Source organism: Pseudodesulfovibrio hydrargyri, assembly GCF_001874525.1.
In the GTDB taxonomy this organism is placed as follows: Bacteria; Desulfobacterota; Desulfovibrionia; order Desulfovibrionales; family Desulfovibrionaceae; genus Pseudodesulfovibrio; species Pseudodesulfovibrio hydrargyri.
In genome coordinates, this window is sequence record NZ_LKAQ01000004.1 from 1,130,563 (window position 1) to 1,153,533 (window position 22,971).

General features: G+C 65.1%; 22 protein-coding genes. 2 read left to right on the forward strand and 20 right to left on the reverse strand.

What is annotated here, in order from left to right; all coding sequences use genetic code 11:
• Positions 1-74: 74 nt before the first annotated feature.
• Positions 75-740 (forward strand): HAD family hydrolase, encoded by a 666-nt coding sequence (locus BerOc1_RS09705; RefSeq protein WP_071545506.1) that lies wholly within the window; start codon positions 75-77, stop codon positions 738-740.
• 420 nt (positions 741-1,160) lie between these two features.
• Here BerOc1_RS09705 and BerOc1_RS09710 read toward each other — a convergent pair whose 3' ends face one another.
• The 3 genes from BerOc1_RS09710 to BerOc1_RS09720 all read right to left on the reverse strand — a co-directional run bounded on the left by BerOc1_RS09710 (position 1,161) and on the right by BerOc1_RS09720 (position 5,023).
• Positions 1,161-2,063, reverse strand: a complete 903-nt coding sequence (locus BerOc1_RS09710) for a TIGR01777 family oxidoreductase (protein WP_071545507.1) — start codon at positions 2,061-2,063, stop codon at positions 1,161-1,163.
• Positions 2,064-2,228: 165 nt separating this feature from the next.
• Entirely contained in the window at positions 2,229-4,421 is a 2,193-nt protein-coding gene (locus tag BerOc1_RS09715; protein WP_071545508.1) for a sensor histidine kinase, read from the reverse strand.
• 14 nt (positions 4,422-4,435) lie between these two features.
• Positions 4,436-5,023: a DUF4390 domain-containing protein gene (locus BerOc1_RS09720; RefSeq protein ID WP_071545509.1), complete on the reverse strand. Its 588-nt coding sequence runs from the start codon at positions 5,021-5,023 to the stop codon at positions 4,436-4,438.
• Positions 5,024-5,139: 116 nt separating this feature from the next.
• On the opposite strand from BerOc1_RS09720, the gene BerOc1_RS09725 reads away from it, so the two are divergent.
• Positions 5,140-6,024 carry a universal stress protein gene (locus BerOc1_RS09725; protein ID WP_071545510.1) on the forward strand — a complete coding sequence of 295 codons (885 nt, stop codon included), beginning with the start codon at positions 5,140-5,142 and terminating at the stop codon, positions 6,022-6,024.
• A 26-nt stretch (positions 6,025-6,050) separates the two neighbouring features.
• Here the strand turns inward: BerOc1_RS09725 and BerOc1_RS09730 are convergent, their stop codons facing one another.
• From BerOc1_RS09730 to BerOc1_RS09810, 17 genes are read right to left on the reverse strand one after another with little or no spacing between them, the layout of a single operon-like run.
• Positions 6,051-7,766, reverse strand: coding sequence for a class I SAM-dependent methyltransferase (locus BerOc1_RS09730; RefSeq protein ID WP_071545511.1), 1,716 nt, complete (start codon positions 7,764-7,766; stop codon positions 6,051-6,053).
• Between the two features lie 18 nt (positions 7,767-7,784).
• Positions 7,785-9,014, reverse strand: coding sequence for a glycosyltransferase (locus tag BerOc1_RS09735; protein WP_071545512.1), 1,230 nt, complete (start codon positions 9,012-9,014; stop codon positions 7,785-7,787).
• 3 nt (positions 9,015-9,017) lie between these two features.
• Entirely contained in the window at positions 9,018-10,052 is a 1,035-nt protein-coding gene (locus BerOc1_RS09740) for a glycosyltransferase family 4 protein (protein ID WP_071545513.1), read from the reverse strand.
• A gap of 7 nt (positions 10,053-10,059) precedes the next feature.
• Positions 10,060-10,884 (reverse strand): glycosyltransferase family 9 protein, encoded by an 825-nt coding sequence (locus tag BerOc1_RS09745; protein ID WP_071545514.1) that lies wholly within the window; start codon positions 10,882-10,884, stop codon positions 10,060-10,062.
• 8 nt (positions 10,885-10,892) lie between these two features.
• Positions 10,893-11,675, reverse strand: a complete 783-nt coding sequence (locus BerOc1_RS09750; protein ID WP_165610806.1) for a TylF/MycF/NovP-related O-methyltransferase — start codon at positions 11,673-11,675, stop codon at positions 10,893-10,895.
• A gap of 16 nt (positions 11,676-11,691) precedes the next feature.
• Positions 11,692-12,597, reverse strand: a complete 906-nt coding sequence (locus BerOc1_RS09755; protein ID WP_071545516.1) for a class I SAM-dependent methyltransferase — start codon at positions 12,595-12,597, stop codon at positions 11,692-11,694.
• Positions 12,597-13,457, reverse strand: a complete 861-nt coding sequence (locus BerOc1_RS09760) for a radical SAM/SPASM domain-containing protein (protein ID WP_071545517.1) — start codon at positions 13,455-13,457, stop codon at positions 12,597-12,599. The genes BerOc1_RS09755 and BerOc1_RS09760 overlap by 1 nt, the downstream gene beginning before the upstream one ends.
• Positions 13,458-13,476: 19 nt before the next feature.
• Complete coding sequence (locus BerOc1_RS09765; protein WP_165610807.1) at positions 13,477-14,142, reverse strand: acyltransferase; 666 nt, start codon at positions 14,140-14,142, stop codon at positions 13,477-13,479.
• A 44-nt stretch (positions 14,143-14,186) separates the two neighbouring features.
• Positions 14,187-15,311: a sulfotransferase domain-containing protein gene (locus tag BerOc1_RS09770; protein WP_071545519.1), complete on the reverse strand. Its 1,125-nt coding sequence runs from the start codon at positions 15,309-15,311 to the stop codon at positions 14,187-14,189.
• A gap of 24 nt (positions 15,312-15,335) precedes the next feature.
• The gene (locus tag BerOc1_RS09775) at positions 15,336-16,178 is read right to left on the reverse strand and encodes a methyltransferase domain-containing protein (RefSeq protein ID WP_071545520.1); all 843 of its coding nucleotides are present in this window, start codon (positions 16,176-16,178) and stop codon (positions 15,336-15,338) included.
• On the reverse strand, positions 16,171-17,355 hold the full coding sequence (locus BerOc1_RS09780) for an N-acetyl sugar amidotransferase (protein ID WP_071545521.1): 1,185 nt from the start codon (positions 17,353-17,355) through the stop codon (positions 16,171-16,173). The genes BerOc1_RS09775 and BerOc1_RS09780 overlap by 8 nt, the downstream gene beginning before the upstream one ends.
• A 14-nt stretch (positions 17,356-17,369) precedes the next feature.
• Positions 17,370-18,113 (reverse strand): imidazole glycerol phosphate synthase subunit HisF, encoded by a 744-nt coding sequence (gene hisF, locus BerOc1_RS09785; RefSeq protein WP_071545522.1) that lies wholly within the window; start codon positions 18,111-18,113, stop codon positions 17,370-17,372.
• Positions 18,113-18,733 (reverse strand): imidazole glycerol phosphate synthase subunit HisH, encoded by a 621-nt coding sequence (gene hisH / locus BerOc1_RS09790; RefSeq protein ID WP_071545523.1) that lies wholly within the window; start codon positions 18,731-18,733, stop codon positions 18,113-18,115. The genes hisF and hisH overlap by 1 nt, the downstream gene beginning before the upstream one ends.
• A gap of 3 nt (positions 18,734-18,736) precedes the next feature.
• Positions 18,737-20,617 carry an asparagine synthase (glutamine-hydrolyzing) gene (gene asnB / locus BerOc1_RS09795; RefSeq protein ID WP_071545524.1) on the reverse strand — a complete coding sequence of 627 codons (1,881 nt, stop codon included), beginning with the start codon at positions 20,615-20,617 and terminating at the stop codon, positions 18,737-18,739.
• The gene (locus BerOc1_RS09800; protein WP_071545525.1) at positions 20,617-21,930 is read right to left on the reverse strand and encodes a DUF4910 domain-containing protein; all 1,314 of its coding nucleotides are present in this window, start codon (positions 21,928-21,930) and stop codon (positions 20,617-20,619) included. The genes asnB and BerOc1_RS09800 overlap by 1 nt, the downstream gene beginning before the upstream one ends.
• Positions 21,930-22,712 (reverse strand): AAC(3) family N-acetyltransferase, encoded by a 783-nt coding sequence (locus BerOc1_RS09805; RefSeq protein WP_084641338.1) that lies wholly within the window; start codon positions 22,710-22,712, stop codon positions 21,930-21,932. The genes BerOc1_RS09800 and BerOc1_RS09805 overlap by 1 nt, the downstream gene beginning before the upstream one ends.
• On the reverse strand, positions 22,699-22,968 hold the full coding sequence (locus BerOc1_RS09810; RefSeq protein WP_071545527.1) for an acyl carrier protein: 270 nt from the start codon (positions 22,966-22,968) through the stop codon (positions 22,699-22,701). Before BerOc1_RS09810 ends, BerOc1_RS09805 begins: the two co-directional genes overlap by 14 nt.
• Positions 22,969-22,971: the final 3 nt, after the last annotated feature.

Consider the following 22,971-nt stretch of genomic DNA (forward strand, 5'->3'; position numbering starts at 1 on the left):
CGGGGGAAGGGGAGAGGGACAACCCTTTTCAAAGGGTTTCCCTTTCCCCTTCCCCCGGCCGCCGGAGGCTCCCCTTGAAACTCGACGCCATCATCTTCGACTTTGACGGTACGTTGGCCGACGTGCCCCTGGACTTCGACTTCATGAAGACCAAGATCGCGGCGCTCGGCGAGGTGTTCATGGACGAACGCCCGGTGCCGGACGGCACGCCCGCCCTGGAATGGCTGGAAAAGCTCTCCCGGCAGGTCATGGAGCGCGACCGGGCCGAGGGGCTGGAGTTCCTGTCGCGCGGGCGGCTGGTCATCGCGGCCATGGAGCTGGACGCGGCCCGCGACGGCTGCCTGTACGAGTTCACCCGGCCGGTGCTCGACGACCTCGGGGCGCGCGGCGTGGCCACGGGCGTGATCTCCCGGAACATCTCGGCGGCCATCAAGAAGGTCTTCCCGGATATCGAGGACCATCTGCGGGTCTTCCTGCCCCGGGAGAGCTCGGACCGTCTCAAGCCTGACCCCGCCCATCTGCTCCGGGCGCTTCAATGCATCAATGTGCCGCCCGAACGGGCGCTCATGGTCGGCGACCACCCCATGGACGTGGAGACCGGCAAACGCGCCGGAACCCTGTCCGCGGGCGTGACCACCGGCCGCATCGAGGCTCAGGGCTTCGCGAGCCTCGACCCGGACTTCGTGAGCACGGACGTGGCCGCGCTTATGAGCGAACTCAAGCGGCGCGGGCTGATCTGAGCGCTTTGTTCGGTGTGGGGAATGCCTCCGGCGGGCCCTCGCCGGGCGGCGTCTCCGACGGGCAGAGCGCTGTCCTGCACCCGCTTAAGGCCGAGGGCCTTAAGAATCCCGTGTTCGCTTCGCTCAGGTCCATGTGATGGCGGAAGGCTGCGACGAGGACGCCTTCCGCCGTTTCCCCTGCCCGAAATCGCGGGTTTTGTTTTTGGGAAATGGCCTGTCGTAATGAGCATTGTCTCTTTTCAGAAGAAAGAAAACGCCGCAAGACCGCTTTGGCGGGCTCCGCCCGCGCAACAATCCGCCACCCCGCTTCACACCTTCGCCGCAGGCGACATAAAAAGTTTGGGAGGGTCCAGGAAACCCTTTGAAAAGGGTTTCCTGGCGGGGTCTGGGGCAGCGCCCCAGCCGCCGGAGGCATTTCCCCTACCGCAACACGTCGCGCAGGGCGTCGGCCAGGTCCGGGAAGGTGAACTCGAAGCCCGCCTGGGTGAGGCGTTCGGGCAGGGCGAGCTGTCCGGACAGGAGGACCTCTTCGGCCATCTGGCCGAAGAGCAGGCGCAGGGCGAAGGGTGGGACCGGGGTCTTGTAGGGGCGGTTCAGGATGGTGCCGAGGATGTGGGCGAACTTGGCGAAGTTGACCGGATTCGGGGCGCAGAGGTTGTAGGGCCCGCTGGCCTCGGGGTTTTCCATGAGGAAGCGGATGGCCCGGACCTCGTCCTTGAGGTGTATCCAGGAGACGCCCTGGAGGCCGGTGCCCGGGGGGCCGCCGAGGTAGTATTTGAAGGGCGGGAGCATGCGCGGGAGCGCGCCGCCGTTGCCCAGGACCATGCCGGTGCGAAGGATGCAACGCCGGGTGCCCAGTTTTTCGAGGATGGAGGTGGAGGCTTCCCACTGGCGGCAGACGTCGGCCAGGAAGCCGGACCCGGACTCGGCGTACTCGTTGACCGGGGAGGTCCCGCGCGGGCCGTAGTAGCCCACGGCCGAGGCCTGGATGAGCACGCCCGGGGCCGCGCCCGTCCGCTCCACGGCCCGGAGGATGCGTTCCCCGGCCCGGACCCGGCTCTGGAGGATGCGTTGTTTGCGGTTGCGGGTCCAGCGTCCCCCGGCGATGTTCTCCCCGGCCAGGTTGACCACGGCGGTATCCGGGCCGAGCAGGTCGGCCCAGCCGTTGTCCCAGGGCATGCCGATGACGCCCCCGTTTTCGAACACGGCGGCGACCTTGCCCGGGTTGCGCGACAGGATGAGAATCTCCCAGCCGTGTTCCCTCAGTTCCCGGACCAGTTCCCTGCCGATAAAGCCGGTTCCACCGGCGATTATTGCGCGCACGTATCGTTCACCTTGTCTGCATTGCATTGCCGAAGCGTCGTATCCGGGAGGGAGAATACCACGAGTGGATATTCATTGCCAGACACTAAAACACTTTAAGGTGTTGTACGTGTTGGGGAAGATCGGGTCGCGAACCGGGCCCGGGCATCGCCGGGGCAGCGGCGGCTAGGCGTCGTGCAGTTCGACGATGAAGACCGTGCCCTTGGGGTGGTTGGAGGCGGCGCGGACCATGCCGCCGTGGTCGGCGATGATGGACCGGACGATGGTCAGGCCCAGGCCGGTGCCGCCTTTCTTCTCGGTGTAGTAGGGCTCGAACATGCGCGACGAGTCCTTGGGCAGGCCCGGGCCGTTGTCGGCCACGGAGATGGTCACCGTGCCCGCGTCCGCGTCGCGGGCGGCGCTGATCCGGACCTCGCCGCCGCGCATGCCCTTGAGGGCCTCGGCCGCGTTGGTGAACAGGTTGATGAGCACCTTGCGGATGCCTTCGCGGTCAAAGGGGAACTCGCCGATGTCCGACGGCAGGGACAGGTCCCACTTGATCGCCCGGTGGGTGTTGGCGAACATGGCCGTGACCTCTTCGAGCAGCGGGACGAGCCTGTCCGGCCGGGGCTGGACCTCGGGCAGCTTGGCGTAGGCCGAGAACTCGGTGACCATGTTCTGGAGCCGCTCCACCTGGTTGACGATCAGGCCGGTGCATTCGTTGAAGGTCTTCTCGCCGATGCTCTCGCCGTACTTGCGCTGCAGCCGCTGTGCCGACAGCTTGATGGGCGTGAGCGGGTTCTTGATCTCGTGGGCGATGCGCCGGGCCACCTCGCGCCAGGCGGCCAGCCGCTGGATCTTCTCCAGTTCGGTGATATCCTCGAACACGGCCACGTGGCCCGCGTCCCGGCCGCCCACGTTCTTGAGCGAAACCACGTTGACCAGGACCTTGATCAGCTTGCCGCGCACGGGCAGGTCGAGCTGGCGCTGCCAGACCCCGCCGGGCTTGGTGGACAGCTGGGCCAGGGCCTCCTCGACCATGGCCGCGAAGTCGCCGGACAGGAAGCGGTGGGGCATCTTGCCGATGAGGAATTCGCCGGGAATGCCGAGGATGCTCTCGGCAGCGGTGTTGACCGTGCCGATGCGCCCTTCGGCGTCCATGGAAATGACGCCCGAGGTGATGTTGTTGAGCACGGCCTCGATGTACTGGCCTCGCCGCTCCAGCTCCTGGTTCTGCTGGGCCAGCCGCTCGTTGGCCTGCTGCACCGAGTTCTGGCTCTGCTCCAGGTCCTCGGCCATGCGGTTGAAGGACTGGACCAGGAAGCCGAGTTCGTCGTCGGAGCGGTCCTCCAGGCGCACGGACAGGTCGCCGCGCCCGATGCGCTCGGTGCCCGCGGCCAGGGCCTGGACCGGGGCGGACAGCTCCTTGGCCAGCCGGAACCCGAACCAGATGGCCCCCAGGATGATGAGCAGGGCCATGACCCCGAGGGTCAGGTAGAGATTCATTTTCCACGGGTACTTGCGGGTCTTGAGCTTCTTGTACTCGTCCAGGCCGCGCACGATCTGGTCGAGCCGGTGCAGCAGCCCCTGGCCCACGGTCTCGCCGACCACCAGATAGCCGGTCCGGCCCTCGTCCACCGGGGTCACGCCCAGGACCAGGTCCGAGCCGGGCTTGGGGATGATCGTGGTCCACGAGCGCGGGTCGGCGCGCAGGGACTGCCAGTCGATCTTTTCCTTGATCTCGGGCCAGGCCTGGCTCCACTGGGCCGAGGCGTGGGTGTTCTGCTCGTTGCCCTCCGGGGTGATGACGCCCACCAGGCTCAGGTCGTACTCGTCGAACTTGCGGTTCAGGTACTTGTCCATGGCCTTGCCGCCCCAGGCGAACTTGGAGTCCACGATGTCCTTGATCATGACCGCGCCGCGCCGCTCCAGCCGGTCCTGGGCGGAACCGTAGAAGGCCCGGCCGAGTTCCAGGGCCTGTTCCATGGACTCCTCCACCTGGCCCTTGAACCAGTAGTCCACCGAGGTCTGCACGAACTTCACCGAGACCAGGTAGATGAGCACCGTGGGGATGAGCGAAAGGGAGATGAAGGCCAGGACCAGCCGGGTTCGCAGCTTGGACCCGAGCACCCGGCGGCGGCGTTCCAGGACCAGGCGCACCGCGTTGCGGGCCACGTAGAAGAGCATGGCCAGCAAAAAGACCACGTTCAGGATGAGCAGGTTGAGGATCAGGTAGTAGTCGCCGCTCAGGTACTTGAGCTCGGCCCAGGTCAGCCCGGCGATGAGGACGATGAAGACGAGCGCGATGATGTATTCGCGCCGGTGCCTTCGTTGGTCCCGGCTGCTGGTGGGGCTGATGCGGATCGGATCGGGCGTCACGCGTGGGGCCCCCCCTAAAAGGTGAAATCCAGTTGGAAGGCGTTGTCGGCCCCGGCGTCCCAGGACCAGAAATAGAAGAAGCGCATCATCCCCTCGGGCGCGTCCTCCTCGTTCATGGAGGTGTGCAGGCGCAGGGAGTATTTCCTGCCCCGGTCGAGCAGGGACCAGGACCCCAGGGTGGCGCCGATGGTCCCCCAGCCCTCGTCCAGGACCGCGCCCAGGTCCTTGCCCCGCAGCGGCGTCTGCCGGTCGGGCAGGGTCATGACGAACTCGCGGGTCAGCGGGTCGAAACTCAGCCTGCTGCGGAAATGGACCTCGGTGATCTCCCGGTCCAGCCAGTAGTCGCGCGGCTCCAGCAGGCTGACCTCGCACTTGAGCACCAGCACGGCCCCGTCCTCCAACTCGCCCTTGAGGATCGGCCTGTCCTCGACCACGATGCCGAAGCGAGCCGTGAGCCGGCCGTTCTCGTTGGCCAGGGTCGGGGCCGTCAGGCTCAGGCTCTGGGCCATGGCCGTTCCCGCCAGGATCAGGACGGCCAGGAACGCGGCCGGAAAATGGGCGGCCGGGAACGATCCGGCCCGCTTGCGGTCAGGGGTGCGCATTGTCCTTGAGGATGTATCAGCCCCCGATTTAAAGGACAAGTGCCGGGCCTTGTCTTTTCCCGGCTCCACGCGGTATGGCTGGTTTCAGGATTGTATCCGTCAACAGGAGTTCCCCCGTGCAGAAAGAACTGCTTCTCGCCATCGGCGACGACCGCGCCGCCTCCTACAACCTGCGGTTCCTCAAGGACACCTTCGACTCGTTTTGCGACCTCAGGCTGACCCTGTTCTACGCCGCCCCGCGCTCGGCCCTGTGGGACCGGCAGGAGGCCGGGCTGCCGCTCTCGGACGAGGCGGCCGACCAGATCGTGGCCCACAACAAGGACAGGGGCAAAAAGGCCCTGGAAGACGCCCGCCGCTGGATCATGGACATCGCCGGATGTGACGGCGAAAATCTCCGCACCAAGGTCGTCCACTCCCGCCTGGGCACGGCCCGGGAACTCATCGCCGAGGCCCGCGAAGGTTTGTACGACGCGCTCATCCTCGGCCGCAGGGGGTTCTCCTGGTTCGAGGAGATATTCGAAAACTCCGTGTGCCACGAACTGCTGTGGCAGGACATCGACTTTCCCATCTGGGTCTGCAAGCGCCCGCCCCAGGTCCCGCACCAGAACGTCCTGCTCTGCCTCGACGGTTCGGAACCGGCCCTGCGCATGGCCGATCACGCCGGGTACATGCTCGCCCAGGAACCGCGTCAGTCCTTCACCCTCTTCCACGTGGCCCAGACAGGCTACGCCGACGTCCGGTCCTCCCGCATCTTCGAAGAGGCCCTGGCCATCCTCGGCGAACACGGCATTCCGGAGGAACGCATGGACATCAAGATGGTCACCGGCCGCAACCCGGTCAAGGCCATCCTCAAGGAGGCCCGCGCCGGACACTACGCCGCCGTGGCCGTGGGCCGGCGCGGCACGGGCTCCCAGACCCGCATGGAAAACCTCTTCCCCAGCACCGTGTCCGTCAACCTCCTGCGCCAGCTCCAGGAAACCGCGCTGTGGATCAGCAAGTAGGGTAGCCCCGCCGGGGCGCCGTCTCCCTATCGGGAGGCCACGAACAGGATCCGGGATTCGCTGACCTCGACCTCCTCGACCGTTTCGAACAGGGCCTGAAGCTTTTCCCTGATGGCCTTGGGCGTATATCCGCCGTGCCGTTTCGCGTCGAAGTTGTTGTACACGAAAGGCTCGTCCTTAACGGGCCTGACGTATTCGAAGAGGAGCACGTTCCGGCACAGGGCGTCGGCCTGGGCGACAATCTCATCCATGCGCATCCCGGCCGTGAAATACAGGTGGTGGATCAGGGCGAGGTAGGCGACCATCCCGAATTTTTTGTCCGGCTCGAAGAACCCTTTGAGCCGCGACAGGTCCCAGTAGAACGAGGACACGTTCTGTCCGTTGTCGCGGGCGTAGAGGTACAGCTTGTCCACCAGGCTTTCGGCGGTGTCCAGGGCGACCACGCTCATGCCGCGCTTGAGGGCGAACAGAGAGTAGCGACCCTTGTTGCAGCCGAGGTCCAGCAGGTCCGCCGGGCGGAACCGTTCGAGCAGCCCGTCGACAATTTTCTCCTTGGCCGTCTTTCTGTCCAGGTCCTCCAATGCGGCGGACTGGTAGCCCTCGTTGTCCCAGCCGTAGTCGGAATAGACGATCTCCACGTCCTCCACCCAACCGCGCATGGCCCGGATGAAGGCCGGGAGGTCCTTGGCGGCAAAGCAGCGCCTGCCCACGTCCGCGAGACTTTTGACCTCGTCCGCGATGGACTGGCCGCACATGGGCAGGACCTGCCCCAGGGGCAGCCTCTTGCCGAGGCTATCCCGGAATATCTGGTGCTGCGAGGTCTTGACCAGGCTCAGCGGAGCGATCCAGGAGTCGAGGAACTGGTCCATGAACGGCACCGAGACCGTGGTGGCCTCTCGGGGGCCGATGGAACAGAGGTCCACGAACACGGCCCGCCCGTTGTCGAACATGACGTTGCCGCAGTGGCAGTCCTGCAGGGAGTATCCCCGGTCCACGAGCTTTGCCCACAGGTCGAGGAAGAATAGGGCCGCGTCCTTGAACTGGGTCATGGTCCAGTTGAGATGGGAGTGCGGCAGCAGGGGCTTGTGTTCCACCAGGAGCCGCTCGGGCGTGGACAGTTCGGAAATCCAGGTCTCGACCAAGCCGTTTTCCTGCAGGAAGGCCATCTCCCGCTCGTCGCGCAACAGGGTGTGGTAGAAGTCGAAATCCTGTTCGCCGATGGTCCGCAGCACCCGTTCGCCCTTAAAGGACACGGCCCCGCGCAGGTCGCCGCCGCGCGCTTCCATGGCCGTGCTCCCCGTGGCCGCGCCGTTTTCACTGCCCGCGAACTGTTCCATCCAGATCGCGGGATTGAAGAACTCCGTCCGCCAGGGGAAGATCAACTCGGTCTCGGGCGGCAGGGCCCCAGAGATGGTCTTGAGGACCGACAGGTAGTTGGAGGGGCTGACCGCGATGATGACGAACGGCGGCCACTGGGCCTGCGCCGGATGAAAGACCGGCAGGCCGCAAAATTCCTTCTTGTTGGCCGCGAGGTCGAAGAACCGGTCGATCCCTTTTCGGTCCAGGGCCTCATAAATCACCTGCCCCGAGGTCGATGCGCCGTATATTCCGCCCTTGTCGCCGTGCGTGCTCACGGCGTCCCGCAGGACTTTCGCCAACTGGGACGAATCCACCAGTTGGGGATCGAAGCCTTTCTCGAAGGTCGCGTTGTAGTCGATGTCCAGCAGTGTGATTCGGTTCATTTGCAACTCCAGTTTCCTTTACGCCGACGTAGCGGCGTGCGTCCGGGCGCACGGGCGCATTCCGCCCACCAGCTCCATCCACCGTTCGCTCAATTGTTGGCCGGTAAAATTCTCCAACACATGTTGCCGGGCCGCAACCCCCATGGACCGTGAATTCCGCAGGCAGCGGCCCATGGCCTCGGCCAACCCCGGCCCGGACACGTCCTCGGACAGGACGCCGTTTTCCCCGGTCGTCACTAGGTCCGGCATGCCGCCCACGGCAAACCCGGCCACGGGCGTGCCGCAGGCCATGGACTCGAGCACCGCGTTGGGCAGGTTGTCCTCCCGCGCGGGGTGGAGCATGACGTGGGCCGCGCTGTAGACCAGGGACTTGCGCTCCGGGCCGTCCACGAACCCGAGGGGGACCACCGATACGCCCGGCCACTCGGGCAAATCGCCGCCCCGGCCCATGACGAGTGCCTGCAGCGGCCCGCATTTCCCCGTCGCCAGCGCCTCAAGCGCCAGGTCGAACCCTTTGCGGGAATCGGCGAAATCGGCTGCGCACAAGAGGACCGTCCGCCTTGCCGGGTCGATGCCCAACCGCTTGGCGGCGTCCTCGCGCGGCCGGTATACGGTTGCGTCCAGGCAGTTGGGGATCACCCTCACTTCGCGTCCCTGCCATATGCCCTTGCGGGCCAATTCGGCCATCCAGCGGGAGGGCGTTACGGCCGCGAGCTGTTCAGCGGTATGCAGGACGCGTTGTTTCCGGGAAAACTCCCGGGAAATCCGTGATCGGTCCAGAAAGGGGTAGCCGTCCGGCGACGGGCACCGCTTCCCGCACGTGTCGGCGTACTCCGGGCAGTTTCCCGGAAAGGCGCACCGGCCGGTGAAGCTCCAGGCGTCGTGCAGGGTCCACACGGTCGGCACCCGCTTGGCGCATAGTCCGACCATGTTCACGTTCCACCCGACCTTCCCGCCGCCGTGGATGTTGTGCACGGACACCGCGTCGGGCTGAAATTCGTCGAGAATCCCGCGCAGGGCCCCGTTGACCTCGTCCTCCAGGGCGGGGACCGGCGTCTCGCTCCAGTCGGCGGTCCGGGCGGAGCGCAGCACGAACCGCTCCCACGGTCCGGCGGCGGGGCCTTCAACCGGGTCGTTGACGGCCATGCCCAGCTCCACGCCCGCTTCGGCCAGGGCGCGGGCCATGCGGGCCGCGGCAATCGCCGCGCCCCCCTTGGCTTCGGTGTCCGAGATGAGCAGGACCCTCACGGCCTAGCCCTCCCAACCGTACCGGGCATAGACGTCCTTCTGGATGGAGGAGACCCGCCGCCAGTTGAAGCGGTCGGACACCCACTGCCTGACGGCCTCGCTCTTGAGGCGGCGCAGGGAGTCGTCGCGGACCAGCTCCAGGCAGTGCCGGGCCATGGCCTCGGGATCGCCGTCCGGCGTCACAAGGGCGCACTCCTCGTTTACGTACCCGGTCTCCAGGACCTTGCGGTTGGCCACCACGGGCAGGCCGCTGCACATGGCCTCGAGCAGGGCCGTGTTGCCCGTGCAGTCGGCCACCGGGAACAGGAACGCGGCCGAGGTCCGGTACAGTTCGAGCAGGTCCTCGGTGGGGATGCCGGTCAGCAGGGTGACGTCCAGCCCGTCGAACAGGGCATGGTTCTTCGGGGGGGTGACGCAGGCCACCTCCACCTCCGGGGCCTCGGCCTTGATTAGCACGGCGGCCCGGACCAGGGTGGGGAAATCGCGCAGCCAGTTGCCGACGAACAGGACTCTCGGCACACGGCCTTGCGGTGCGCCGAACGGGAAAAAGGTCTCCTCCACGCCCAACGGCACCAGGTGCACCTTGCCCTTGCCGGTGATCTCCTCGAAATATTCGACCTGGTTGGGTGCGATGACGATCACGCCATCGTGCCGCGGAAAGTGCGACTTGTCCGGGATGATGTCCTCCATCACGGACCGGGGCTGGTGGTAGGTCGCCAGGATGGTGTTGCCGTTCTTGTGCCGGGGCGTCAAGTAGGTCGCGGATTCGCCGTTGAGGAAATGGACCATTGTCCCGGAGTGTCCAGCCAGATCGGCGATCAGCGACAGTTCACGGCGAAAGGACCGCTCGGCATAGGCGGTGCGCAGGTTGGGGACGGCTCCGATGGATTGGAAGAATCCGTCCGGCAGGGCTTGGAAACCGCCTTTGGCGGCATCGTACAGGGCGTAGCCGTCAAGGAACTCCAGCATATGGTCTATGCTGGACTGGGCGATATGATGTTCCCACCTCTCCGGGACGATCAGCATGCGTTTGGCCATGGCAACCTCATTTGATTCGGCGTATTTCCCGGCCCTGTCCGCCCGGGAGACGGAGGTCGTCCAGGGCGGCCAGCGCGTGGTCCGGGGTCAGGGACTTGAGACAGGGGTAGGCGCCGTCGCAGGTCTCCTTCTTGTCGCACGGGGCGCACGCCATGTCGGCCTGGAGCACGATGGTGCGCTGGCCGGCGCGGACGCGGAAGCGAGGGTCGACCCCGCCGAACACGGCCACCGCCGGGACGCCCAGGCTCGTGGCCATGTGCAGGGTCCCGGAGTCCAGGGAGACGACGGCGGAGGCCACGGACAACAGGCCGAGCATCTGCGGCAGGCCCTGCTTGCCCCGCAGGTCCTCGTCGCACGCCACCCGTGGCTTGGAAAGGGAACCCGTCAGGACCAGCGGTCTGCCCAGCAGCCGTTGGGCCAACTCGTCGACGTACTCCGGCGGCCATTCCCTTGCCGGGTGGCCCGCCTCCGGGGCGAAGACCACGCAGCCTTCAAGGTGGCGGTACGGCTTTGCCCAGGCGTCGGGCACAGTGTACCGGCCGGGGCCGATGTCGTCGGCCACGCCGAGCAGCCGGGCCAGTTCCAGGGTCCGGTGTTCCTCGGGCCGGATGGACAGGGTCATGGCGTCGAGGTCCACGCAGTCGTTTGCGGCCCGGCCGTCGTGCGGGGCGATGCCGATCCCGTCCACCAGTGCGGACAGGGCCTCTGTCCATTCGGGACGGGTCAGCAGGCGCACGCTTTGACCCCGGTCGCGCAGATGCTCGAGCACAGGCAGTAGGAGCAGGACATTGCCCAGTCCGTGCGTGCGTTTTATGACCAAGTCTTTCGCCATGGCGTTTCCTATGGGGCCTTGAACACGACCGCCTGGCCGGTGGTCAGCACCAGGGGGGATTCGGGTTTGTCGGCGAAAAAAGTGTCCACGGCCTTGCGCGCGCCCGGACAGGTGTGGATCCCGTAGTCGTCGAAGACCATGAACCCGCCCGGCACGAGCCGGGGGTAGACGAACGCGCACGAATCCAGGACGCTCTGGTGGATGTCCACGTCCACGTGGGCCAGGGCGATGGCCGAGGACTCCAGCCCCTTGAGCGTCTCGGGGATGAAGCCGGGGTGGTAGTGGATGAAATCGTTTTCCCCGACCACGGAGCGCACGGCGTTGAGGGACGTGTCGTCGAAATCGCCGGCCTTGTGCCAGTCCACGCCCTCGTCCACGTCCGGCATGCCGGAAAACGTGTCGAACAGCCGCAGGCACGGCACCGGGTCGGAGGCGTGGAGGCGCAGCAGTTCGTTCTTCATGAACAGGGCGGTGCCCCCCTTGTACACGCCGAGTTCCCAGACCTCGCCGTCCAGGGAGGCCGTCTGCTCGAGCAGGGTGCGCAGGGTCCACATCCTGTCCGACCCGACAAGGGAGCTGGCCCCTTTGTCTCGCAGTTCCCGGTGCACGGAGAACACGGCCTCCTGGCCGACCCAGGGCAGATAGGTGGTCCAGGGGTTGACGTACGGACGGTAGCTGTCGCTGTCCGGGATATCTCCGGGGCCGATGATTTTTTCCACCACGTACCCCCGGCTGCGGAGGCGTTCGACCATCTCGGTCTCCTGTTCAGGGCTCATGCTTGCTTGCGTCATTGCTTTCTCCGGGCGCTCATTGCCCGACAGGGCGTTCATCGGATCGGGACTTGACCAGCATCATGGCCTTCAGGTTCCCGTTGAGTTTGGGCTGGTGCGCGTTGGCCGGCATCTCCGGGCACGGCCTGCCCTCGAACAGGACCGGATGGACCGACACGGTGATCCTGGCGTCCATGGCGGGCATCAGCCGCTCGGCAAAGGCGCGCGCGTCATAGACCCTGGCGAACCGCTCGTAGGGACCCCATCCGGGGAAGGTGCCGAACGGGTCGTAAACGGTCTTGGCCTTGGGATCAAACGGCTTTCTCCCGAGGACGTTGCGGATTTCCGCGTACCGGTTGCACAGGAAGAACGGGATGATGACCGCCCGGCCGCCCGGCTTGAGCACGCGGCCCACCTCGGCCAAAAAATCCTTGTCCCCGTCGCCCTGGAAATGCTCGAAGGAGTGGTGGCAGCTGATGGCGTCGACCGACTCGTCCGGCAGGGGGATGTTCGATACCCCGCCCACCAGGCGGCGCACCCCGTCGCCCCGGTCGGGCAGGTCCACGGCGTCGAGGCAGTAGACGGTCTCCAGACCGCACAGCTCCTTGGCGGCTGCGGTGTACTCGCCGAATCCGCCCGCCGCGTCCAGCAGAACGGAGTCGGGCGTCAGGCGCAGCATCTTCATGCTGGCCGCGTACTCCAGGACCTTGTCGAAGACGAAGGGGAACTTGCGGAAACGCTCCATGACGTCCAGGGCCAGCAGGGCCTGGTAGTCCTTGCGCTCCAGGCGGCACGGCTCCCCGGTTTCACCGTCTTCCGGCCACAGGGCCATGTTCGTGACCAGGTTGTTGATGCCGATGCGCTGGTACAGGGTCCATGGCCAGTTGGTCCTGGCGTGGTGGTAGAACCGGCGTACGCGGGTGCGGAGATCGGTCGCGGCCATCACTCGCCCTCCCTGCAACCGTATTCGCAGATATTGCACGGGATGCCGTCGGGGCGGTTCTTGCCCATCATCCATCCCCGGACCTCGTCGAACCGTTCCGAGTTCCACAGCGCCTCGATGGACTGGCCGCGGATGTCGCCGACGATGCACGTGTGTTCCTGGTCGTTGCAGCAGATGGGCACGTCGCCCTCGTGCAGGATGACCAGGGAATGCAGCATCCAGGTCTTGGAGCAGGGGGCGGGCGCTCCGCTGCAGGTGATGCCGCCAGACGCGTCCAGCATGTCCTGCTCCACGGCGCCGAGCCGGGAGGAGAGGGGCACGTGCTCCATGGTTATCCCGTCGAAATGTCCCAGGGCGTCGATCAGCCCCTGGTCGAAGGACAGCGGGCTGCGGACCACGATGCGCACATCCGGGCCCGCCATCTCGATGAACGCGGCGATGTTCGCGATGACTCTGTTCACGTCCGCCTTCACGCCCATGATGTGGCTGTATGCCTCCGGGTCGCTGCTGGGGATGGTCGTGTAGAGCAGGTTGAGTCCGGCCTTGAGCACGGCCTCGGCCCGCTCGGGCGTCATCAGGATGGCGTTGGTGGAGAATCCCACCTCCTTGTCCGGGTAGGCCTTCCTGGCCCGGGCCACGAGATCGGCGATGTCCTTGCGCACCAAGGGCTCGTTCACATGGTGCAGATGGATGCGCTCGATGTCCGGCCGGGCGAAATCCAGCTCTTTAAGAATGCGGTCGAACAGCTCAATGGACATGAGCTTGCTGCCGACCCGCTTGGCCATTCCGGGGTAGGCGCAGTACCGGCAGCGCGCGTTGCACACCGTATGCGTTTCGATTTCGACTTCTTTCAGTTTCACCGCTGGCTCCTTGAAATAATCACAGGCACACGCCGTTTCCGGCAAACACGGCGTCCAGTCCGCGAACGCCTCCGTTGTCCAGCAACCGGCGGTACTCCTCCGGTCCGGGAAGTGGTTTCCGTTCCCTGGCCCGCCGGATCCGCTCTTTTTCCTCTTTGCTCGCCGCGCCTTCCCAGGCACCCGATTCGGGGTTGTACATCCGGACCACGCGGCCGGGGTTGCCCGCCACCATGCAAAACGGCTCCACGTCGCGGGTGACCACGCTGCCCGCGCCCACGATACTGCCCCGGCCGACGGTCGCGCTGCCGACGACGCAGACGTTAGCCGCCAGCCAGCAGTTGTCCCCGATCAGCGTCTCGCCGCCCAGCCGCGCCCCCTGGGCCACATAGGGCAAGTTGACGTCGTCGGTCACGTGGTCCGCGTTGGAGATGACCACGTGCGGCCCGAGCAGGCAGTAGTCGCCCAGCTCCAGGACGCCGCCGGAATTGAGCATGGAATAGCGGCCCACCTGCACGCATTTGCCGATGGTCACCGAGCCCCCGGTAGCCGGGGAGCAGACATTGATCCACGCGCCGTCGCTGACGAGCGATCCCGCGCCGATGGTCACCCGGTCCATGCCCAGGACCTGGACCAGGGAGCCGAAGCCGACTTCAGGATAGGCCTGTTTCAAAATATCATCCTGCATACACAACGCCTCCGGCATTCCGGGGCCCCATGGCTCCCGGTTCGCTACCAATCCATATCCCGTTCATACCCCAGTTCAACGAGCAGGTCTCCGCTGAGTTCCTTGACCCTGTCCTTTATGCTCTCGTCGTAATACAGCTTCCAATCCCCGGACGCCCCCTTGCGGTAATGGGCATTGTTCACGGCCTGCCCTGCGTCGCGCCCGCTCAGGCGCTTGAAAGTGGTCGCATCCACGACTTTGTTGAACGTCCCTCCGTCGACCTCCCAGCCCACGAGTCCGCAGAACTGCCGCATAACGCCCCCGGGGTCGGCCTTGAGATCCTCGAAGCGGACCGGCTTGTTGGCGGAATTCCCAAGCCAGGAGCGCATGTGTTGGATGGTCCATGAGTAGGTATCTTCATCGAATTCATATCGTTGCGTATCCCCAAAGCGCTTCGAGAAAAAGCTGTAGGAAACTTCGATGTCTCTCGGGTCGCGGAACAGGTAGACGGAGTTGAGTTCCCCGGCTTCGATGACGGCCCGCAGCTCCGGGGTGAACTCGTGATGCCCGACGGCATATTGCCCGATCCGCATTCCCAGGATGGACTCGTAGTTCCAGGTCAGGTCCTCGTTGATGCAATGCACCTCGTTGTAGCCGACCGTGGGGGCCAGGAAACGGCACATCCTTCTCATCCACATCGTGCCGCATCGTCCCGGCGTGGTCAGCAGGAAGGGGACGCCCCGTTCGTGGATGCAGTCGAGACCGCTGTTGAAATGCATGAAATATCTGGGTAACCCGATGGAGTGCGAGTCTAGGTCCTTGATGATGTCCGCATAGGATCCGGGACTGGTCGCGCACAAGAGGACGTCGGCTTCTCCCGGAACATATTCCCCCAGGGTCTTCACGGGAAGAGCCGGTTTTTTCAGGACATTCAGGTTGTAATCCACTTCGCGGAATCTGGCCGCGTCCCTGTCCAGGTACAGGACGGGAAACAGTTCCGGATATTCCGCCATGAGGGATACGGCCAGCCAGCCGGGGACCCCGGCACCGTAGACGGCCACGCGGACAGGATGGCCGGAATGCATGTCCCGGCTTATCGTCGCCATCAGTTCATGCGTGTTGCGCAACGTGGAAATAAGGCCGCGCAGCCAACTGGGGTCGTAGTCGTTGATTCCGCATCTGGTAAGCATCGCCTCTCCCTTGGAACAATGGGCCTACAGGTAGTGCAGCGTTTCCCTGTGCCAGCGTTCGAAATAGTCATGGACCTTGCGGTAGTCGTCGCCCTGCCACTCGATCTTCGTGCCCTTCTTGACCTTTTTGCCGATGACCACGAGATAGTCCGTGTCGATGTGGCGGTTCATGTGCTCCACCTCGAATCCGGTCTCGGCCAGCAGGCCGGTCAGGGTGTTCGGTGAGAAACGGAAGCTATGGCTGTCGGCCGGGTTGGTGGACAGATAGTAGCTGAGCGGCTTCTTGAAGGGGGTCAGAATCCGGCTGCCGGTGGCCACGACCACGCGGCCGTCCTCCTCCAGGCAGTCGTGGATGGCGTTGAACATGTCGATGCAGGACATGCAGTTCTCCACGGTCCACAGGCTGGCCGCCACCTGGAAGCGCTGCTTGCCGCCCTGTTCCGCATAGTCCTCGATGGTCCCCTCGAAGCAGGGGATGTCGCGGGACTGCATGGCCTTGCAGTTGCGCTTTGAGGGCTCGATGCCGAAGGGTTGGGCGTCATACTCGCGGCTCAGGTCCAGGAAATGTCCCTCGCCGCCGCCGACTTCCACCAGGCTCTTGCCGGACAGGCCGATGTTGTTGTTCACGAACTCGGCCACGTACTTGTGCCGGGCCTTCACCGACGGCCAGGCCGCGGTGTAGATCTCGCCGAAGAGCTCGTCGCTCCAGGTCCGGGCGATCTCCTTGGCGGAACGGCGCTCGCGCACATAGACGAAGCCGCACCCCTTGCAGATGTGGATGGGCTGGTCATCGGTGTAGAATCGGGCGTACGGGACCTCGACGGCGTCGTCGCTGCCGCACAGGTCGCAGGGGAATATCTTACTCATGGGTCTTCTCCGCGTAGTTTTTATCCGGGCCGGCGGGGTCGAAGGTCAGCGCCCACGACCCGTTCTCGTTTTTCCAAATCTCGGGATTCCGGTGCCGGTCCACCACGGAACGGAACTCCTCTTCGTCCATCATCAGGTATTCGAGGACGTCCGCGTGGTACCGCGCGGGAAATTCGCCGTCGAACGGGAGGGCGTTTGCGATGGCCTCTTCCCTGGTCATCTGGTTGTTCTGGATCATGCGGCAGGCGTCGCGCACGGCCCGGCCGAAGCCGAACTTGACGAACTGCATGTAGTAGTAAAGTCCGTCGATCTTGTCGTCCACGCTGTCGAAATTGGTGAACGTCCCTTCGGTACGGCCGCCCGGGGCGGTCTGGAAGGTGTACTTGTCCCGGATGTACTCGTAGTTCTCGAGCATGCTCCAGCGGAAAAAATAGCCGAAATAATAGGCGGTCACGCCCCGCTTCTTGACCATGTCCAGGGGCGGGTACAGGTACGGGTTGAGGTCGGCCCGTGAGACTGTGCCGTCGATCCAGTTGTTCGGGTCGTCGCCGATCTGGTGTTCGATGACCTCGGTGAAGTCACGTTTCTTCTGGTGCTCCTCGCTCAGCACCTTGCCGCCGTACTCGCTCTCCCCATGTTCGGCGTAGAAGACCAGGGAGATGTTCTTTTCCGCAGCCACCCGGACGGGCAGGGCGTTGACGCCCGCGTCCCAGCAGATCTTGGGGTTGCCGCGCTCGACGAAGAAGCGCCGGGCCATGTGGCGCATGATCTTCTGGTCGGGCCGGAAAAAGAGGGAGTCGAATCCCTGGTTGAGCAGCGCCTCCCGGTTGGCGTTGCCGATCTCGGTCGGCATCATCGGGGAGAAGGTGACCAGCAGGGGGGTCATGCCGAACTCGTATTTCAGCCTGTGGGCCACGTAGGAGCTGTCCTTGCCGCCGCTCCAGGGGACCACGCAGTCCCAGGAGCCGTCTTTGGAGCGGTGCAGGTCGAGCAGCTCGAGGAATTCCGCCCTCCTGGCCTCCCAGTCCACGACGGGCTTGCTCTCGCCGTGGCGGCAGGCGTTGCACACGCCCTGTTCGTCGAACTGGATACGGGGACGGGAGTTGGGCATCAGGCACTTGGCGCAGACCTTGATGTGCCTGCCCGACGTCGCTCTATTGTTGAATGGTGCGTCCATGAACAGATTCCTTCTCAGCGCATGAGTACGCCGTTCTGCTTCAGATACAGCTTGGCGCTGGCGATACTCGATTCCGTAAAATGATAGATGTTGGTGGTGCAGACGGCGGACAACCCGCCTTCCTTGAAGCCGTCCTCGAAATGTTCCCAATTCCCGGCACCGCTGCACCCGAGCACCGGGATGTCGACCGCTCCGGAGACGAGATTGTTCAACTCGTTGTCATAGCCCTCGAGCATGCCGTCGCGCTCGATGGACTGGACCAGGATTTCGCCCGCGCCCAGCTCCTGTCCCTTGCGCGCCCAGGCGTCGGGGGGCATGCCCGTGTCCCGCGCCCCGAAGTGGGAACGCACGGCATACCCGCCGCCTTCCGTGCGGGCGGCGTCCATGCTGAGGACGACGCATTGGGAGCCGTACTGCCGCGAGGCCTCGGAGATCAGTTCCGGCCGCTCCACCGCGCCGCTGTTCACGGCGATCTTGTCCGCGCCCAGGCCGAGAAGCCTTTCGAAATCGTCCAGCCCGCGGACGCCGCCGCCCACGGTCAGGGGCACGAAGCACTGGCTGGCGAACCAGGAGACCGCCTCCTCGAAATAGCCCCGGTACTCGCCGGGCTCCCGGGTGATGTCCAGGACGATGATCTCGTCGACGCTCCAGGCGTCCACGAAGTTCAGCGTGTAGCGATAGTCCGGGATGAAGTTTCTGGTCCTGAAAAGCACCCCTTCGTTGAACGTTAGGACCGTCACGAGCCGCTTGCGGAGCATCACTGATCTCCTTCGAGCGCCAGGAAGTTCTTCAGCAGGGTCAGGCCGTGCAACTGGCTTTTTTCCGGGTGGAACTGGGTTCCGTGGACGTTGTTCATGGACATACAGGCAGCAAAAGGCATGCCGTAATCACACGTCCCGACAACGATTTTCGGGTCCCTGCTCATGGCGTGGAAGGTGTGGACGTAGTAAAACAGGGCGTCTTCGGGGATATCGGCGAACAAAGGGGTGTCATGTTCCTGACGGAGGTCGTCCCAGCCCACATGGGGAAGGCGCAGTCCGTTGCCGCCCTTGAGGCGGTGCACTTCGGCCGGAAGCCAGCCCAGACCCTCGTGGTCGCCGAACTCGGTGCTGCTCTCGCAGAGCAGCTGCATGCCCAGGCAGATGCCGAGCACCTGCTTCCCCCGCCCGAGCACCAATTCGTTCAGGATTTCCACCAGCCCCAGCCGGTGCAGTCGGGCCATGGCGTCGCCGAAAGCGCCGACACCAGGAAGGATGAACTTGTCCGCGCGGGCCAGCTCTTCGGGGTCCCGGCTCAGGACGGCCTCGTACCCCAGTCGGGCCACCGCGCTCAGCACGCTGCGCACGTTTCCCAAACCGTAATCAATGACTGCTATCATGTCTCAATTCGCCCGTTGGGGGTTGTCTTCAATGGAAAACGCGCTTCGACCGCCTTGGAATTGTTCCAGGAAAAACTTCACGTTCAGCACGGCGAACAGGAACTTGGCGTCGTCGTTGGCCACCGTGTCGCGGCCGAGAATCTCCTCGACCGATTCCCTGCGGACCATGTCGAAGACCGGGGAGTCCGCCAGCACCGCGTCCCGGACCTCGCTGTCGGAGAAGTCCAGGAACGAGGTGATGGCCGCGTTGAAGCCCACTTTCCTGTGTTCGTTCACTATATTGTCCGGGGCGATGCCCCTGACCGCCTCGCGCAACACGGCCTTGGCGTAGCCGTTTCGCATGAGCAGCGCGTCCGGTATGGCGGCGCACGTCTCCACGAGGTTTCTGTCCAGGAACGGGGAGCGGTTCTCGACGGACCAGTACATGGCGTTGAGGTCGTCCTCCCGCAGGATGACCGGGATCACTTCCTGGAACAGCTCGTTGCACATGCGGTTGCGAAGCAGGGAATCGGAGTAGCGCAGTTCGGTGAACGGCTCGGTGAACGGCACGCGCAGCCGGGCCTTGTTCTTGTCCGCGCCGTCGAAGATATGCCCCCTGCGCCCGGGGTCGCGAACGTAGGCGTCCGGGTCGCGCAGCAGGGGATTGCGCACCATGGGGAGCATGGTCTTTTGCCAGGCGGCCAGGGAGCGGGCGTGCAGCTTTGCGTCGCCCGCCACCGAGGCGAGGTAGAGCAGGTGGTGGTCGTAGTACCCGGTGAACAGCTCGTCCGCCGCCGTGCCGGAGATGGAGATTTTGTACCCGTTTTCGGCCACGGCCTGCATGAGCAGCCAGTGGGCATAGTAGGAGATGGTCGCCACCGGGCCGTCATGGGCGCGGACGAGTTCCCTGAGGTTGTCCAGGAACCCGTCGCGCCGGACCCGGACCGGGGTGTGCCGGATGCCCAGGGAGGCCACCGAGGCAAGCACCTGTTCGCTCTCGTCATAGCGCCCGTCATCGTCCATCACCGTGAAGCCGTGCACGTCGTACCCCAGCTTGATCGCGGCCAGGGAGGCCAGGGCGTTGGAATCCACTCCGCCGCTGAGGCAGAATGCCAGCGGGACGTCGGCCCGCAGGCGCAGCTCCACCGACCGGATGAGCGACTCGCGGGCGCGGCGGACCGCCTCTTCGAAGTCGAGGGAGACGTCCGTTTCCGTGGCCAGCCGCCAGTAGCGCCGTTCGCGGCTCCCGGTTCCGTCCAATATGCGGAAGGTCGCGGCGGGCAGGTCCCTGACGCCCCGAAACCACGTGTTTTCCACCTTGTACAGGGCCTTGTAGCCGTGGGCCAGGAACCTGAGGCACTGCTCCCTGTCGGGGGCGGGCCACGTACCGCGCAGGGCGGCCAGAAATTTCATCTCGGATCCGAAATACACGCCTTCGGGGGTGTCCCAGACCAGCAGCGGCTTTTCCCCGAAACGGTCGCGGGACAGCAGAAGGCTGCCCTCTTTTTCGTCGTACAGGGCCAGGGCCCACATGCCCTCGCAGCGGTTCAGGGCCCGGGCCGGGTCCGGAGCCTCGGCCAGCAGCCGGAGAAGGACCTCGGTGTCGCTGGTCGTGTCCAGCCTCTTGCCCCGGTCTTCCAGGCCGCTTTTCAGCTCCAGGTAGTTGTACAGCTCGCCGTTGTAGCAGAGGATCGAATCGCCGTGGCGCATGGGCTGTGCGCCCTTGGGTGACAGGTCCAGGATGGCGAGTCGGGAGTGCAGCAGATGGACGCAGCGGCCGGACGGATGGACGTGGCTGTACGCGCCGTGGCCGTCGGGGCCGCGGTGGTGCATCAGCTCCCGGCACCGGGCGAGGTTCTCGTCCGGCAGGGGGGCTGCGCCGTAATATCCGGCAATGCCGCACATCAGCCGTCTTCCTCCGTTTCCCGCAACAGGCCCACGCGCAGGAAAGCTTCCACGGGCCGGGCGAACAGTTCCATGGGCGTCTCGGTCCTCTCGGCGATGGACAGGAGATCGACCTGCCCGTCGGCGAAGCCCATGAGGTGGTAATACGCGTCGGCCGCCATGACCATGAGACTCCCGTCCCCGGCCCCAAGATCGTAGGGGTACACCCCGTGCCCGCTCAGGAAGGGCAGGGTCTGGTAGGTGGGCGCGTAGACGCGGTTGGCCTCGATGGCCATGAGCGCGTTCCAGTAGACCTGAAGCGTGCCGAGCAGGGCCTCGTCGGTGACGAAATCCAGGTCGTCCGCCGAGGTGTGGTATTCAGGGAACTGGCCATACGGCGTGTGCATGATGGAGCCCATGGGCAGCTTGAAGCCCGGTCCGCTGAGATAGGCCTCGTCGCTGCCCCTGTGGAAGGCGAACGGCATGATCTCGTACGGTTGCCCGCAATGTTCCAGGGCGTGCAGGGCCGCCCGGTCGAACAGGGACCCCTCCTCGATGCTGTGCTTGTAGTGCAGGGTGCCGGGATCGCCGCAGCAGGTCAGGACGTAGCCGCCCAGGGTGCGCTTGATCCGTTCCGGGTTGTTGGCCAGGTAGGCGATGGAGCCGATGCCTTCGGGCCAGATGGCCAGCCTGTACGAGTACCTGCGCCGGGGCAGCTGCCGCAGCAGCTTGAACAGCTCCACGCCGAGCACGGTGCCGGAGAGGTTGTCGTTGGCCCCGAGGGGATGGCAGATGTAGCAGGTGATCAGGATCTCCCGGTCCGACTCGCCGGGCAGGAAATATTCACCGATGCGCAGGGCGTCCGGCGACAGCTCGGTGTCGATGTGGACCCGGTAGTCCCCCTCTTCCAGGGAGTCCATCAGGTTCTGGCTCGCGCACAGCCCCCAGTCCTCCCGGTAATAGGAGAACCGCCAGGGCACGGCGTCAGGCAGGGCCGGTTCGGTGCGGACCTTGGCCTTGAGCTCGTCCAGGGAGAGCGTGCCGGAAAAGGGCTGCGAGTAGTTCCACACATGGTAGAGGCAGTCGGCGTAGTCGATGACCCGGCGTCCGTCCGGGCCCTCCACCCAGGCCTCGTTCACGGAAAATCCCTTGGGGATGGTCCAGTCAAAGGCCTTGCCGCCGCTTGGGTACTCGCTGACCTCAATGGGCAGGGTCTCGCGGATGGCCTCGAGGGTCTGTTGCGCGCCGGGACCCACCAGGGCCCGGTGGAGCGGGAACAGCCGTTCAAGGAGCGCCCTCATGGACGCGGCGTTGGCCTGGGTCGGCTTGGGCATCAGCACCCCTCCGCACGACAATCGTCGTTTTTCAGGAAATTTTCGTCCCGTGCATGGGACTCGAGGAAGAAACGGACGCATTCGTCCGCCTCGATGGCCGCGATCTGGCCCCGGCCCACACGGGCCTTGCGGACCAGCCCGGCCGCTTCGGCCATGGCCGCGAACCGGTCGTAGTCCGCGTACGGGGCGTCCGGGCGCTGGCAGAAATACCGGGCCGTGACCGGGTGTTCGGCGCCGTCCGAGACGACTGTGCCCGCAAAGGGCTTTTCCATGCGCCAGGAGGCGTTCGCCAGCCACTCCACGTGGTGCAACAGGGCGTTGTACCCGACGTTGAGGTTCAGGTTGACCACCTTGCCGCCCGCCGCCACGAGCCGCTCCCAGAAGCTGCCCTTGCCGAAGCACGCGGCCGGGGCGTCGTCGGTCATGTCTTTGGCCCGCGCCCCTTCCGCGATCACCGAAAAGATGGGGTCATGGGAGCGCACGGCGGTCGGCCTGGCCATGAACCAGTCCGCCAGCAGGCCGCCCACGCCCGGCGTGCTGGCGGGATCGAACGGCTCTCCCTTGCACGCCGAGTAGCTGAAGCCGGGCATGACCAGCGTTCCGTCGGGGCCGAGCACGTCGAAGAACGCACCGTGGATCGTCTCGCACACGGTTTCCGGTTCCCGGCCTTCCTTTGGATAGCCGAAGTAGCCGACGTTGGCGTGCGAGAAGATAATGTCACCGGCCCGCACGCCCACGGCGGTCAGGGCCTCGCCCATCTGGCCGCGATCATAGTGATGCATGCGCACTCTCCTTCATCCGGCGATCGACGATGGCCGCCAGACCGATCACGGTGGAGAATTCCCGCAACTGGAAATCCGATTCCCTGAACGTGAAGCCGAACTCGCCCTCCAGTTCCAGGACCAGGTCCATGATCCCCATGGAGTCAATGTATCCGGCCTGGAAATAATCGTCATCCAAGGCCGGACGCTCGGGAAGCCCCTTGGGCCCGCCCATGTCGCCCAGCCATTTCGCTATGTAATCCTGAAGGTTCTCCATGTC